We start from the raw sequence: 13,672 nt of genomic DNA, 5'->3' as shown, positions 1-13,672 counted from the left end.
CGCGCCGCGAGGGCGGCGCGGCGTTGGCCGGCGCGCGCCGGCGCGGATCACTCGAGGTACGCAGCCAGGCCGAGCTTCTGATCGCGGACAGCGCCGGCCATGACCTTCGCGATCTGCACCGCGCCGGAGCGCGAGAAGTGTGTGTGATCATCGCAGAAGAACTCGCCGACGGGGCCGCTGGTCGTCGCGCTCACGTCGCCCCCGGGGACAGGGCAGAAGCCCAGGGTGTTGTAGAGCGCAATGCTGAGCTCGTGCAGGTCGATCACCGGCACGCCGTACTCCTTGCCCGCCTCGTGGGTCGCGGTCACGTAGCCGCCGCGCGTCCCCCGGGCCGTGCTCCCGTTGCAGGAGATCGCGCTCACGGGGGTCACGAACACGGGCTGGGCGCCTCGCTCCTCTGCGGCGCGGGCCATCATCCCGTAGCTCGACTTGAAGGCGTTGAGCCCCACGTGCCGATCGCACGTGCTCGAGCCGTCGTTGATGCCGAACTGGATGAACAGGTAATCGCCCCGCTTCATGCCGTCGAGCATCTGGACCCACCTGCTCTGCAGTACGGGCTCGCCGCTCGAGTCACGCTCGAGCTCGCACTCCCCCGCGCTATCCATGGTGGTCTTCACGTTGTAGAGCCACGTGCGCACGCTGCGGCCCCCGACGGCGCTGTTCACCACCGTGACCCGCTCGTCGAAGAGCGCCGCGAACTGGCCACCCCAGCCGGTCGGGCAGGGGGTCTGCCCGTTGGCGACCGTCGAGTCCCCCGCGATCCAGATCGTGATGTCCTGCAGCGGCCCCGCGCCGCCAGCGCCGCCGCTGCCCGCGCCGCCGCTGCCGCTCGGCCCACCTGAAGATCCCGCCGAGCCTCCCGAGCCGGCGGGCGCGTCGCCCCCGGCCCCCGCGCCGCCCGTGGAGCCGGCCGAGATCGCGGTGCTGCCCGCGCTCGCGCTCGCGCTGCTCGCTTCTGGTTGCGAGCTCCCGCCCGCTCCGCCCGTCCCCCCGCCTCCGCCGGCGCCGCCCGCTGCCGTCTCCGGATCGGCGGAGCAGGCGGCGGTGAGCAGCGCGAGACAGGACACCCGCGCAAGCATCCGGCCGCGCGCGCGCGCGGCCGATCGAACGTTCCAGTCCATGAACATGCTTCCTCCAGTCACGACACGAGCACCAGCCCCATCCACGCCGGATGGCGCTGGCCCTTCGCCTCCCGGTCCCGCAGGCCGTCACGGCACGTTCGGTCGAGGCGCCAGGCCAGCGGCGCGACGAGCGCGCGCCGCTGCGGGCGCAGGGCGCGCCGCGAGCGGCAAGGCAACGCCGACGAGGCGAGCGGCGGGGGCGACGGGGAGCGAGCACGGCTCGCGTCACTGTGTCTTGAACGGCTCCGAACCAATCACGGAGAGGCGTTTTTTTTTCGGATCCGCATGCCAGGGTGCGCTCCGGAGCACACCCATCGCAAATCTGAAGCGGTGGCAGAATCGAGGCCGGCGCGAGCGGCTGTCGCCTGGACGTGTGGCGCTCGGCGCCCGCTCCCGGCGCCGTCACCCCGGGACGCGCCGATGGTCGTGAGTCGCTCCGCACACGGCACGTCTGCCTGCTGTCGGCCCTCGGAGCCTGGGATGCGCGGTCGAGCGTCTCCGCCCGTCCACCCGCCGCACCAACGCCGCGCTCGTGGAGAGGAGAGCCGCGGCGGTTCGTTCACGACACACGGCGATGTCCAGCGACGTATTGGCCAGCAGGCTGGGCAACCACGGCAATCACCGTGATGCAGGGCAAGGGGCACGAGGGCGGAAGGTGGACGGAAATCCGTTGAATGGAGATGTGCTGTGGAGGGCATTATTATGCCGTTGACTGACACAAGCTTTGTCACGTATGTTTATCAAGGGTGACGCTGGTTGAGGGGTGGCGTCGCACCAGACGTGCAGACGTGCAGACGTGACCGATGGCACGGATCGGCCAGGCGTGCTCTCGTGCGCCCGCGACGCAGCGGCGCGAGGCTCGGGCGCGCGATGGCCCCAGGGAGACGGCGCTTGTGTCAGTGTCTTTAAGAACTCATCCCGAGCTCTCGCACGGTCGAGGCGACGGCGGCGTCGGCGCGATGGTGCAGAGAAGGGTTCGAGTGCTCCTCGTCGGCGGCGACACGCGAGCCGCGCCGTTCGCGAGGGCCGAGGAGCGAGGAACGGCATGAACAGCTGGGATCCCCTGGGTGCAGCGGAGCAGGCTGCGGTCGCGGACGAGATCCTGTCCGTGCTGCGTCACGACCTGCGCAACCGCTTTGCGATCGTCCGGAATGCGTCGTTCTATATCAAGCGGAAGGTCGCGCGGGACGCGGCCTACTCGTCGGATCCGAGGATCGAGGAGTTCTTCGGGATCATCGACGAGGAGGTGATCGCGGCGAGCGCGCGGCTCGAGGAGTCGGTCGACGCCGCGAGGGTCTTCAACCGCAGGAGCGTGTGCATGAGCGCGGCGGGCTGCGTGCGCCGCGCGGCGGCGTGCGCGCGGATCGGCACGTCCGGGGCCCGCATCGTCCTCTCGGCCCAGGACGGCGACGTCGATGCCGATCCGATCGAGCTCGCCGTCGCGGTGCGGTGCCTGATCGAGAGCGCCGTGGAGTCGACGCCGGGGGACGGCGTGGTCACGGTCCGGGGCACCGCGAGCGGCGCGCGGTACTGCATCGAGGTCACGGACACGGCGCCTGCCGCCTGCGAGGCCGACAGCGAGGCGATCCTGCGGCCGTTCTACACGACCAAGCCCGGTCACTCCGGCCTGGGGCTGAACATCGCCAGGCGGGTCGCCCGCCGCTACGGCGGGACGCTCGCCGTCGAGCAGCGGGCGCCCGGCACGTCGGTCGTCATCGCGCTGCCGCTCGCCGCCGCGCCGGCGCTCGGCGACGTCGGATCGGAGCCGGCGCCGTGAGCGTGGGCGGTCAGCCCGCAGGGCGCGCGCGGCGCCCGCCGGCGGCCCGGGAACCAGCGGCCAGGCCCTCCGCGCGGCGCGCGCGCCCCCGGGCCTCGCTGGTCTCGCTCCTTGTCGCCTCGACGGCGGCCGCGCCCGCGGAGCCGGAGCGGACGGAGGCAGAGGACGAGCCGGCGCGGCCGCCGATCGAGGAGCTGTTCCTCGGCGAGACGGCCTTTCCGCAGGAGGCGCTCGAGCTGCAGATCACGAGCGCGCCGAGGTGGGAACGCGACGGGCGCCAGGTCGGCTTCCGCATCCCGCTGCTGCTGGAGCTCGGTATCACCGATCGCCTGCAGCTCGGGGGAGAGCTTCCCCTGGAGCTCGCGCGCCAGGACGGCGGCGTCGTGGCCGGGCTCGGCTCCGTCGAGCTGGAGGCCCTGTACAACCTCGTCAACGAGCGGGGGCTCGGGCTCGCGCTGTCCGCGGGGCTCGGGGCCGGGCTCCCCGCCGGCGCGCGCGGGCTCGGCGCGCCGGGGTATGCGCTGGAGCCGTTCGTGAGCCTCGACAAGGCGATCGGGGGCGTCCACGTGGGCATCTCCGCGTCGGCCGAGATCCGGCTCCCGGCAGCGGGGCGCGACGCCGCGGAGCTCAGCCCCGGCGCCTCGCTGGGCGTGATCGTGCCGCTCGGCGACGTGGTGCCGACCCTCGAGCTCGCCGCCGAGCTCGAGGACACCACGTCGCTGCTCATCGCGCCCGGCGTGCTCTGGCACCCCGCGCGCGGCCTGGAGCTCGGCGCCGCGCTCGAGCTCGGCCTCGCGGGGGAGACGCCCGACGCCGGGCTCATGCTCCTCTTCACGAGGGAGATCGAGCTCGCGGGCGACGGCGACGACCACGTGAAGCACGCAAGCAGGAGCCGCTCCCCATGAGCATTCGAGCCACACTGGCCTCCATCTTCGGCGTCGCGCTCGCGGCGGTCCTCGTCGCCGGCGGCGCCTTCTACTTCGCCATCGCGGAGATGCTCGTCTTCCAGCGGCGCGCCGAGGCGTCTTACGACGACCTGAGGCTGCACGTCACCCTCGCCAGCAACGCCAGTCGCTACATGAACGAGGCGGTCAAGTCGGTGCTCCACGGCAGCATCAGCGCGGAGCTCACGAGCGCGGGCGAGGCCACGGCGCGCGATCTCGACGCCATCGAGGCGCGCAAGAGGGCGATGCGCGCCGACGAGGAGATCAGGGAGACCGACGAGGAATCGACGGAGGAGATCGAGCACATCCACTTCATGCGGGAGAGCTTCGAGCGCATCGCCGAAGGCGTGGCGGCCACGACCCATGTCGAGCGCGAGCGCACGAACGAGCGACACGAGATGTTCGTGCAGCTCTCCGACCGCGAGTACAAGGCGGGGTTCCTCCCGCACATCAGCGCGGCCGTGCACGACGCGGAGCGCGACGTCGCCAGGATCCTCGACGACGAGCGTCACCTCCGGGCGCGGGTGGCGGTGCTCGGCGCCGTGGCGACCGGCGGCGCGCTGCTCGTCCTCGTCGTGCTGCTCGGGCGGCTCCTCCGCTCGGTGGACCGCGGCTTCAACACGCTGCTCGAAGGCTCACGGCGGATCGCCCAGGGGGATCTCGAGCTGCGCCTCCCCGAGCTCGATGAGCACGAGTTCGGTCGCATGAGCGCGGCGTTCAACCACATGGCGGCCAGCCTCCGCGCCGCCCAGGAGGCGAGGATGCGCATGGAGAAGCTCGCGGCGGTGGGGCAGCTCGCGGCGAGCGTCGGGCACGACCTGAGGAACCCGCTCGGCGCCGTCCGGAACGCGAACCATTACCTCAAGAAGCGCCTCGCCGGGACCGAGCTCGGCGCGGAGCCCCGCGTGACGCAGTTCCTCTCGATCATCGAGAAAGAGCTCGCGGCGTGCACCAAGATCATCGGCAACCTGCTCGACTTCGCGCGCGAGCGGCGGCCGCGCTTCGCGGCGTGCGCGCTGAGGCCCCTCGTGGACGACGCCATCTCGGTCGTCGAGATCCCGCCGCGCGTGCGCGTCGACAACGACGTGCCGGACACGCTCCCCGTCGTGGAGATCGACAAGGACCAGTTCCGGCAGGTGCTCGTGAACCTGATCCAGAACGCGGCCGAGGCGATCCCGGCCGAGCGCGAGGGGCGCGTGCGCATCGCCGCGGAGCGGACGGGCGACGGGGTGACGCTCTCGGTCGTCGACGATGGGACGGGCATCTCGGAGGAGACGCTCGCGCGGATCTTCGAGCCGCTGTTCAGCACCAAGCTGAAGGGGACGGGCCTCGGCCTGGCGATCAGCGCCGGGATCGTGGAGCGGCACGGCGGCACGATCGCGGCGACGAGCGCGCTCGGCAACGGCACGACCTTCGTCGTGCGGCTGCCGGTGCGCGAGGAGCCGGAGGCCGCGGAGCCATCCCTTTCGCCGACCGGAACTCAGGGCGCATGACGGGGGGGCAAGCCATGCAGGTGCAGGAGGCCGCGCAGCGGGGCAAGCGGGTGCTCGTGATCGACGACGAGGAGGGCATGCGCGTCACGCTCGCCGCCAGCCTCGAGCTCGAGGGCTACGAGGTGGTGGAGGCGAGGGACGGCATCCACGCGCTCGAGCTCGTCCGGCAGCAGGCGTTCACGCTGGTCATCAGCGACATCCGCATGCCCGGGCTCAACGGCGTCGAGACGTTCCGGGAGCTCAAGAGGATCCAGCCGGAGCTCACCGTCGTGCTGATGACCGCGTTCGCGCTCGAGAAGCTCATCGAGGAGGCGATCGCCGAGGGGGTGTACACGGTGATCCACAAGCCGTTCTCGATGGACCACCTCGCGCGCATCGTCGCTCGCGCGGTGGACTCGCCGGCGGTCCTCGTGGTGGACGACATCCCGAAGGTCGCCGACTCGATCGTGGCCGTGCTCCGGGCCGCGGGGCTGTCGGCCCTCGCCGTTCATGATGGGCGGGCCGCCGTCCAGTACGTCAGCGAGCGGGGCATCGATGTCTGCGTGCTCGATCTCGTCATGCCCGATCAGGACGGCGTCACGACGTGCGCGCAGATGCGGGGGCTGAAGAGGCGCGTCACGGTGATCGCCATGACCGGCCACGCGGTCCCGGAGATGGTCAGCGCCATCATGAGCAAGGGCGGGTACGCGTGCCTGCACAAGCCGTTCGACGCGCACGAGCTCATCCACACGATCGCCCGCGCGCGCGGGGACGCGGCGCAGGGATGAGCGCGCGCGCCCACCTCATGCGGGCGCGCGTGCGGCTGGCGAGGGGACCTCGCCGAGCCACGCGCGGGCGAGCGCGAGCGTGCGGGCGTTGGCGGAGACGTCCTCCAGGAAGCCTCTCCTGAACGCGGGGTCGCCGATCCGGTCGGCGCGCGCGAGCAGATCGTCGCGCGCCGCGCGGAGGATCTCGCGGGCCTCCTCGACGTCGCCCTTCGCGCGGAGCGCCTGGGCGTAGAGCGCCGGGAGCGCCTCCTGACGAGGCGTGAAGACCGCGCCCGCGCGCCGCTCCGCCGCGAGCGCCTCGCGGGCGAGCGCGGCCGCTTCCTCCGCGCGCCCCTGCCGGAGCCGGATCTCGGCCATCAAGGACAGGTGCGTCGCCTGGAGCGGGGGCATCAGCGCGGCCGGGTCCCCCACCGCGCGGAGCTCTTCCTCCGCCTCGACCAGCTCGCCAAGGAGGCAGCGCGCCTCGACGCGGAGCAGGCGCGTCGCCGCGCTGCGCCTCCTGGCGATGGGCGTCGTGGCTTCCCGCTGGAGCGCGGCGCCGGTTTGCTCGAGCGCCTCCGTGAGGTTTCGCCGCTCGAGGAGCGTGACGATCCGGAACGTCAGCGCGCGGCTCGAGATGAAGCCGGGCGCGCCCTCGGCGGTGAGCACGCGATCGAGGTGCTGCTCGGCGGCGTCGAAGGCGCCGAGCCACACGCAGTCCATCGCCGCGAGCACCGACGCCACGAGCCCGTAGAGCTGATGGCCGAGCGACTCGAAGTGCCGCACCACGGCGAGGTGCGCGTCGAGCGCCCCCCACGGGTCGCGCGCCGCCTGGCACAGCCAGGCGCCCCGCGCGATCTGGGCGCAGATCTCGGCGCGCGGATCGCTCGCGAGCTCCTTGGCGACGTCGCTCTCGAGTCGGCTCAGGTACCGCTCGGCCAGCGCGGGCATCCCTTCCCACAGCAGGCAGAGGACGATCCGGCAAGCGAGCTCCGCCCCCTGGAGATCGGCGGGGAGATCCGCTGGATCGAGCCGCGGGAGCAGCGCGTCGAGCGCCCCTCGGTCGTCGAAGCTCACGATGTAGCTCAGGGCGCCGATCAAGGCGCGCCGGTAGGTGTGGCTGCCGGGAGCGGAGGCCTCGAGCGCCCGGAGCGCGGCCCTGTAGGCCTCGTCGTGGGCGTCGCTCCAGAGGAGGCCGTCCATCTGGCGGACGTGGAGGGCGGCCAGCGTCTCCCCCGTGGCCCCGCAGTCGAGCCCCTTCTGAACGCGCGTGAGCATCGCGGGCACGTCGGCGCCGCGCAGGGCCAGCTCGGCCGCGCGCAGGTACTGCTCCGCGGCGCGTGCCGGGTCGTCGCCCCGCGCGAAGTGCTCGGCCAGCACCATCGGATCCTGCTCGCCGGCCTCGAGCAGCCACTCGCCGGCGAGCCGGTGGCCGAGCGCCCGGTCGCGATCCGTCAGCATCGCGTAGGCCCCCTCCCGCAAGAGCGGGTGGCAGAAGGCGATCTCCTCCTCGCCCGCGAACCGGGAGCTCGGCCGGCGCTCGATGATCTCGCGCTCGACCAGCTCGGCCCACGCGTCGCGCTCGCTCGTCCCCGACGTCCCGGCGCCGAGCAGCGCGCGCACGCCGCCCACCCAGGCGACCTCCCCGAAGACGCTCGCCGCCCGCAGCTGCCGCCGCGCCTCGGGCCCGAGCGCCGCGAGGCGCGCCTCCGCCATGCCCAGCACCGTCTCCGGCAGCGCGCCGCCGCGCCCTTCCGCCAGGGCCCGGATGAGCTCCTCGAGATAGAAGGCGTTGCCCCCGGCCCGCTGGACGAGCGCGGAGATCTCCCCGGGCGCGAGCTGCCCGCCCGCGCCGCCGAGCGCGCTCCGCACGAGCTGCTCGGCCGCGCGGGCGGGCAGCTCGCGCAACCGGAGCTCCGAGAGGCCCCGCTCGGCCCAGAGCCTCGGGAACACCGCGTGAACCTCGGGCCGGGCGAAGGCGAGCACCGCGTATGGCCGGTCGCCGAGCTCCCGCAGCGCCCGGTCGAAGATCCCCATCGAGGGCGCGTCTCCCCAGTGGAGATCCTCGAGCACGACGAGCACGGGGCGCGCGCCCGTCACGGCCCGCGCGTAGTCAAGGTACGCTCGCTGGATCCCCTCGGCCATCAGCGCCGGATTGTGCCGAGCGGCCCGCAGCGCCGGCAGATCCTCGTCGGGGAGGGGGGCGACGCCGAGCAGCTCGCCAAGGAACCCGGCCACCCGTAGCCCTTCCTCGCCCGAGAACAGCGGCGCGAGGGCCTGCGCGAGCTTCCGTCGCCGCACGTCGACGGCCTCGCCCGCGGCGATCCCGAGCGCGCCCCGCAGCGATCCGGCGAGCATCGCGAACGCGGCGCCCGTGCCGATGGAGTCGCCGCGGACGACGCTCAGGCTCACGTCGGGGTGGCGCTGGCGCAGCACCTCGACGGCCTCGTGGCGCAGGCGCGATTTGCCCATGCCCGCCGCGGCGGTCACCAGCGCCACCGCGGCGCGCCGCTCGGCGAAGCTCTCGTCGACGAGGTCGAGCAGGTGGCGCAGCTCCCGCTCGCGTCCGACGTGGGGGCTCGGCTTGCCCAGGAGCTTGCGCGGCCCCTCGCCGATCTCGCGCTCCGCCCTGAGCCAGGAGATCCCGCCCCGCTCCACGACCTCGAAGCGCACGTCGAGCAGGGCGCGCGTCACCGCGTCGATCTGGACGCCCTCGCGCCGGCTCTCCGCGCGGCCGGGCGCGGCGGCCTCGTCGAGCAGGGCGGCCGCCCTGTCCAGCACCTCGCTGAGCGGCGATCGACCCGCCGGCTCGCCCCACCCCGTCACCAGCACGACCGCCGCGCTCGGGAGCTGCGCGCAGATCTGCAGCGCGCAGCGCGCGACGAGCGCCGCCTGGTCGGTCGCGCTGCCCGCGCTCACCACGAGCGTCACCACCATCCCGTCGCCGAGCTCCTCCACCTGCGCGCTCAGCGGCGTGGCCGCGCGGCGCACCACGGCGAGCGCGTTCGGCGGTGACGCGTGCAGATCCAGCGACTCTGTCGACTCGAAGAACGAGGCTTGCGCCGGCCGGACCGCAACGATCGAGACAAGGCGCTTCTCGCCCGTGGTGATGACCGCGCCGGGAAGGGGAGCCGAGGACACCTTGCCCGTCTTCCAGGCGCCGAGCGTGTCCAGGGTGCGCGCCACGGCCGCGCCGTCCTCGGGCCGCGCCGAGGGATCCTTGGCCAGCATCTGCGCGACGAGCTCGTCGAGCGCGTGGGGCACGTCGGGCCGCAGCTCCCTCGTCCTCGGCGGCTCCTCCAGGAGCAGCTTCCACACGAGCGCCATCGGGTGTTGCTTGCGGAACGCCGGCTTCCCGGTCAGGCACTCGTACAGCACGCAGCCGAGCGAGAAGATGTCCGCGCGCGCGTCCAGAGTGTCGCGCTCGCCCCGCGCCTGCTCCGGCGCCATGTAGCCCAGCGTGCCCAGCACCGCCTCCGTCCGCGTCAGCCGCTTCGAGGCGTCCGCCAGCTGCGCGATGCCGAAGTCGAGGAGCTTGACCCGATCGAGCGCGCCTTCGACCAGGAAGAGGTTGCTGGGCTTGATGTCGCGGTGCACGATCCCGCGCGCGTGCGCCGCGCCGAGCGCGTCTGCCACCGTCCTCACGAGGGCGATGGACTCGTCGATGCGCAGCTCCTGCCGCGCCAGCCGATCCGAGAGGCTCTCGCCGGAGAGCCACTCCATCGCGAGGTACAGCTCCCCCGTCGGCGCCATGCCGTGCGTCGCGTAGCGCACGATGTGGGGGTGCTCCAGCCGGGAGAGCGTCTCTGCCTCGCGGAGAAAGCGCGCCTGCGCGCGCGCGTCCGCCGCCTTGCGCAGCAGCTTGACGGCGACCACCGTCTCGCTCGAGCGATCGAGGGCCCGGTAAACGGTGCCCATGCCGCCGGATCCGGCGATCTCCGCCAGCTCGAAGCGGCCGTCCAGCAGCCTGCCAGGCAGCATGCGCGTGAAGGATGCACCTTCACTGGAGCGCGAGGCAAGGCGGACGGACGGCGCGACCGTGCCGTGGCGCCCGCGCGATGTGCGCAGGCGAGCTCGGCCGGCGCGGACGCGCATCGTCCGATTCCGAGCTCCGCGAGCCGCTCGCCGAAGTGCTTCTGTCGAATCGGAACGACCCACTCCCACGCGGTGCTCATGGATCGAGCCCTGTCATGGCGGGCTCGATCTACCCCAAGATGGCTGTCCGCGGACCCGCTCAATCGGTTCAAAGGCCCATCGCGGCGTGGACCGAGTTGGACAGGAATCGTTACGAAGCGCTGTCACCGCGATGGAGGTCGAGCCGCATGGCGCAGCGCTGCGCCGGGTCGAGGCCCAGGCGCGCCTCGTTCCCGAGGATCTCCGCGAGCCGCGGGGGCGTCTCGGCCGGCGACAGCTCGCGGAAGCCCATGGAGGCGTAGAACGGCCCGTTCCAGCGCACGGTCCGGAAGGTGGTCAGGGTCAGCGCCTCCAGCCTCGCGGCCCGCGCCCACGCGATGACGTGGGCGAGCAGGCGTCGCCCCAGCCCTTGCCCCTGGCGGTCGAGGACGACGTCGAGCTCGCGGATGTGGAGCTCCTCGCCGGCCGCCTCGGCGCCCAGGAACGCGACAGGCGTGCCGGTGCCGTCGTCCATCACCCAGAGCGTCCCGGCCCGGAGCGCGCCGCGCCAGCCCTCCGCCGGCGTCGCGTTCGCCAGGGCCTCGACGTCGAGGTCCGTCCCCCGGAATGCGCGGCTCGCCGAGCGCTCGATCTCGGGTAGGTGAGGCAGGTCGGACTCGACGGCAGGTCGAATGAACGTCGATGTCATCGGGGATGCTCAGGCTAGGCAGCCACGGGCCCACCCGCAACATCGGGGTGCGACGGCGCTCCGGGGGAGGGCGACCCCTGGGGGGTCGTCGATGCCGCACGCCGCACGCCGCGGCTGCTCGGGGCCGCCGCGGACGAAAGAGCGGCGTCGATTGAACGTTCCGGGACCGTCCGGGAACTGAGGTCCATCCGGTCACGCAGCGGCGCCCCCACGGAGGGAGGCCCGACGCGTGATCGCAAGGAGCCACAGATGACGCTCGTCTCCTCGGCCCGCGCCGCGCGGAGCTCCGCGCCGCGATCCGCCCGGCGCCGGCTCGTGAAGCCGCTCCTCGGCCTCGCGGTCTTCGCGGCGCTCTTCGTCGTGCTCGCGTGGCGGCTCGACAGGCCCTCTGTGGCCGCCGGGCCGCTCGACGCGGCGGCCGGCAACCCGCTCGGCCAGCTCTCCCGCGCCGCCGCCGACCGCGCGCCCATCGCAGGCCTCGTCGAGGAGCGGCTCCCGGCCGGCCCGTACACCTATGTCGCCGTGCGCACCGGCGAGAGCCTCACATGGGCTGTCACCGTCGGCGACGCGCCGCCGCCCGGCACACCGGTGCAGGTGCGGAGCATGGGTCGCAAGGCGAACTTCCACTCACGCCGCCTCGCGCGGACGTTCCCGGAGCTCGTCTTCGGGATCGTCTCGCGCGCTGACTGAGCCCCGACAACGGACAGAGCCTCCGGCAACGGACAGAGCAGAGAGGACCATGACCATGACGACACGTGGATTCGACAAGATGCCGAGCGCGACGATCGATCGCTCCTCGGGCGCGCTCGCCGCCGCCGTCATCGCGGCGCTCGGCGCGATCCTGTCGGGGTGCAGCTCCGATTCCGACGGGAAGACGGCCGACCCTCCCCTCGCCGAGTGCACGGGGGGCGTGCTCGAAGCCGATCTGGAGGCAGACACGCTGAGCGGGCCCGGCGTCGATCCGGAGACCGGGAAGCTCAGGCCGCCTCCGGAGGGGTCGTCGTACACGGTCAGCGCGACGTACGGGGTTCCACGGCGGGGCGAGGCCGTGATGGAGCGATACGGGCAGATCTTCGGGGCGATCCAGGCGGACCTCGCGTCACAGCCCGGCCTCCTGGCCCTCCAGCTGGGCCAGTCGCCGTCCTGTGGCTCCGGGCGCACGCTGGCCGTGTGGGCCTCGACCGACGCGATGTACGAGTTCGTCATGGGCCAGGCCCACCTCGCGGCGATCGACGCCGCGGACGAGCTGCTCGAGCCCACCTATGTGGTCACCCACTGGGAGACGGCCGAGACCGATGGCATCACGATGGCCGACTCGGTCCGTCGCATCCGGGCGCTCGACGCTCGTGCGCCATGAGCCGACGCGGCGGCGGCCGCGCCCTGCGCGCGCCGGCATCGCCTGCGCCGGCGGGGCGAGCCCCCGGGCTCAGCGGGCGGCCGCGCGCTGCCCGCTGAGGCGGCTCATCGCGTAGGCGAGCCCGCTCTGGAGCGTGCCTTGCGTGGTGATCCGGCCGAAGTCGATGCCCAGGCCGACCAGCGTCCTGGCGATCTCCGGGCCGATGCCCACCATCACGCTCCGGCAGCCGAGCAGCTCTGCCGCCTGCACGGCGCGCACCAGGTGGCGCGCCACGGCGGAGTCGATCACCGGCACGCCGGTGATGTCGAGGATCACGAACTCTGCGCGCCGCTGCCCGATGGCCGCGAGCAGGCTCTCCAGCGCCTGGGACGCGCGCCGATCGCTCATCTCGCCGACCAGCGGGATGAGCAGGATCCCCTCCCAGACCTGGATGACCGGCATGGCCACGCGATCGAGCAGCTCCGCCTGCATCTGGATGATCGCGCGCTGCTCCCGGTTCTCGGCCGCGATCCGCTCGGCCTCCATGTGCCGCTGCTTCAGGTCGGTGATGTCCGTGATGAGCCCGCAGAGGCCGACCACCTGCCCTTGCTCGTTCTTCATGGGGAACTTGCGGGTCCAGATCGTGCGCGCCACCCCGTCCGAGCCCGTGGCGCTCTCCTCGTTCTCGCTCGGCTCACCCGAGTTGAAGACGACGTCGTCGTAGCTCCAGAAGATCTCGGCCTGCTCCTTCGGCCAGTAGTCCGGATCGCTGCGGCCGATCAGATCCTCGTAGCGCTGCCCGATCAACCTACAGAAGCCCGGGTTGCAGGCGATCCAGCGATGTTGCCGATCTTTGACGAAGATGGGATCCGGGATCGTGTCGATCACGAGCTGCAGCAGCCCGAAGGTCTTCCAGTCCGAGACGTCGATGCAGCGGAGCGTGAACGCCATTCAGCCAAGCCCATCTCCCCCGACCCCGACCAGCCTCTCTTTATCAGCCATCGTGGATGGCCATGCAAGGGCAGAAATGCGGCGGATCACCGCGGAGACCCGGAGACGTGTTGGCGTGCTCCACCGAGCGTCCACCGAGCGCAAGCGTGTGCCTCGCCTTGCTAACTGCCGCTACATGACGACGCAGGCGCTCGACAGGAGGCGTACGAAATTCATGTCTATATTCTTCGTCCAGCTCTCGGTGGAGTTCGCCGCCCTCCGGGGCCCGACGACCGGGCAGCTCGCGATCGCGCGGGTGCTCGCGCGGCAGCCGGCGTTCGTCCCCGTGATCGGCGCGGAGACCCCCGCACAGCTTGACGATGCGCTCGCCGCGCTCGAACGGCCGTCCTAGACGGACGACTTCACGGTGCTCGCGGCGCTGGCGGCGATCTCCGGCGACCGCTACGGCGCCGAGCAGATGCGGCACCTGGACAGCGAGCGGC

11 protein-coding genes are annotated in these 13,672 nt (G+C 72.6%); 7 read left to right on the top strand and 4 right to left on the bottom strand.

The annotated features are described in order from the left end of the window. Positions 1-47: 47 nt before the first annotated feature. Positions 48-1,121, bottom strand: a complete 1,074-nt coding sequence (locus tag WMF29_RS27845; protein ID WP_437323169.1) for a GDSL-type esterase/lipase family protein — start codon at positions 1,119-1,121, stop codon at positions 48-50. A 1,045-nt stretch (positions 1,122-2,166) separates the two neighbouring features. Between WMF29_RS27845 and WMF29_RS27840 the strand changes: the two genes are divergently transcribed. Genes WMF29_RS27840 through WMF29_RS27825 form a run of 4 tightly spaced genes read left to right on the top strand, consistent with a single transcriptional unit; the run spans position 2,167 to position 6,102 of the window. Then, a complete protein-coding gene (locus WMF29_RS27840; protein WP_437323168.1) occupies positions 2,167-2,898 on the top strand; it encodes a sensor histidine kinase in 732 nt (243 codons plus the stop codon). Then, positions 2,895-3,803: a hypothetical protein gene (locus WMF29_RS27835; protein ID WP_437323167.1), complete on the top strand. Its 909-nt coding sequence runs from the start codon at positions 2,895-2,897 to the stop codon at positions 3,801-3,803. Before WMF29_RS27840 ends, WMF29_RS27835 begins: the two co-directional genes overlap by 4 nt. Continuing rightward, positions 3,800-5,335 carry a sensor histidine kinase gene (locus WMF29_RS27830; protein ID WP_437323166.1) on the top strand — a complete coding sequence of 512 codons (1,536 nt, stop codon included), beginning with the start codon at positions 3,800-3,802 and terminating at the stop codon, positions 5,333-5,335. The genes WMF29_RS27835 and WMF29_RS27830 overlap by 4 nt, the downstream gene beginning before the upstream one ends. Next, complete coding sequence (locus WMF29_RS27825; protein ID WP_437323165.1) at positions 5,332-6,102, top strand: response regulator; 771 nt, start codon at positions 5,332-5,334, stop codon at positions 6,100-6,102. Before WMF29_RS27830 ends, WMF29_RS27825 begins: the two co-directional genes overlap by 4 nt. Positions 6,103-6,117: 15 nt before the next feature. On the opposite strand, the gene WMF29_RS27820 is transcribed toward WMF29_RS27825, so the two are convergent. Both WMF29_RS27820 and WMF29_RS27815 read right to left on the bottom strand, forming a co-directional pair. Then, entirely contained in the window at positions 6,118-10,062 is a 3,945-nt protein-coding gene (locus WMF29_RS27820) for a protein kinase domain-containing protein (RefSeq protein ID WP_437323164.1), read from the bottom strand. Between the two features lie 304 nt (positions 10,063-10,366). Further along, entirely contained in the window at positions 10,367-10,903 is a 537-nt protein-coding gene (locus tag WMF29_RS27815) for a GNAT family N-acetyltransferase (RefSeq protein WP_437323163.1), read from the bottom strand. Positions 10,904-11,152: 249 nt separating this feature from the next. On the opposite strand from WMF29_RS27815, the gene WMF29_RS27810 reads away from it, so the two are divergent. After that, positions 11,153-11,593, top strand: a complete 441-nt coding sequence (locus tag WMF29_RS27810) for a hypothetical protein (protein ID WP_437323162.1) — start codon at positions 11,153-11,155, stop codon at positions 11,591-11,593. A gap of 55 nt (positions 11,594-11,648) precedes the next feature. Next, positions 11,649-12,260 carry an antibiotic biosynthesis monooxygenase family protein gene (locus WMF29_RS27805; protein WP_437323161.1) on the top strand — a complete coding sequence of 204 codons (612 nt, stop codon included), beginning with the start codon at positions 11,649-11,651 and terminating at the stop codon, positions 12,258-12,260. Positions 12,261-12,329: 69 nt separating this feature from the next. On the opposite strand, the gene WMF29_RS27800 is transcribed toward WMF29_RS27805, so the two are convergent. Continuing rightward, on the bottom strand, positions 12,330-13,190 hold the full coding sequence (locus WMF29_RS27800) for a PAS domain-containing protein (protein WP_437323160.1): 861 nt from the start codon (positions 13,188-13,190) through the stop codon (positions 12,330-12,332). Between the two features lie 175 nt (positions 13,191-13,365). On the opposite strand from WMF29_RS27800, the gene WMF29_RS27795 reads away from it, so the two are divergent. Next, entirely contained in the window at positions 13,366-13,581 is a 216-nt protein-coding gene (locus WMF29_RS27795) for a hypothetical protein (protein WP_437323159.1), read from the top strand. The last annotated feature ends 91 nt before the right edge of the window (positions 13,582-13,672 follow it).

The sequence above is a fragment of the Sorangium sp. So ce381 genome (assembly GCF_051473845.1).
GTDB lineage: Bacteria > Myxococcota_A > Polyangia > Polyangiales > Polyangiaceae > Sorangium > Sorangium atrum.
This window is presented reverse-complemented; position numbering and strand designations above follow the sequence as displayed.

Coding starts and splice junctions, on each gene's coding strand:
- WMF29_RS27845 (WP_437323169.1), bottom strand. CDS start 1,121: ATGGACTGGAACGTTCGATCGGCCGCGCGCGCGCGCGGCCGGATGCTT.
- WMF29_RS27840 (WP_437323168.1), top strand. CDS start 2,167: ATGAACAGCTGGGATCCCCTGGGTGCAGCGGAGCAGGCTGCGGTCGCG.
- WMF29_RS27830 (WP_437323166.1), top strand. CDS start 3,800: ATGAGCATTCGAGCCACACTGGCCTCCATCTTCGGCGTCGCGCTCGCG.
- WMF29_RS27825 (WP_437323165.1), top strand. CDS start 5,332: ATGACGGGGGGGCAAGCCATGCAGGTGCAGGAGGCCGCGCAGCGGGGC.
- WMF29_RS27820 (WP_437323164.1), bottom strand. CDS start 10,062: ATGCTGCCTGGCAGGCTGCTGGACGGCCGCTTCGAGCTGGCGGAGATC.
- WMF29_RS27815 (WP_437323163.1), bottom strand. CDS start 10,903: ATGACATCGACGTTCATTCGACCTGCCGTCGAGTCCGACCTGCCTCAC.
- WMF29_RS27810 (WP_437323162.1), top strand. CDS start 11,153: ATGACGCTCGTCTCCTCGGCCCGCGCCGCGCGGAGCTCCGCGCCGCGA.
- WMF29_RS27805 (WP_437323161.1), top strand. CDS start 11,649: ATGACGACACGTGGATTCGACAAGATGCCGAGCGCGACGATCGATCGC.
- WMF29_RS27800 (WP_437323160.1), bottom strand. CDS start 13,190: ATGGCGTTCACGCTCCGCTGCATCGACGTCTCGGACTGGAAGACCTTC.
- WMF29_RS27795 (WP_437323159.1), top strand. CDS start 13,366: ATGACGACGCAGGCGCTCGACAGGAGGCGTACGAAATTCATGTCTATA.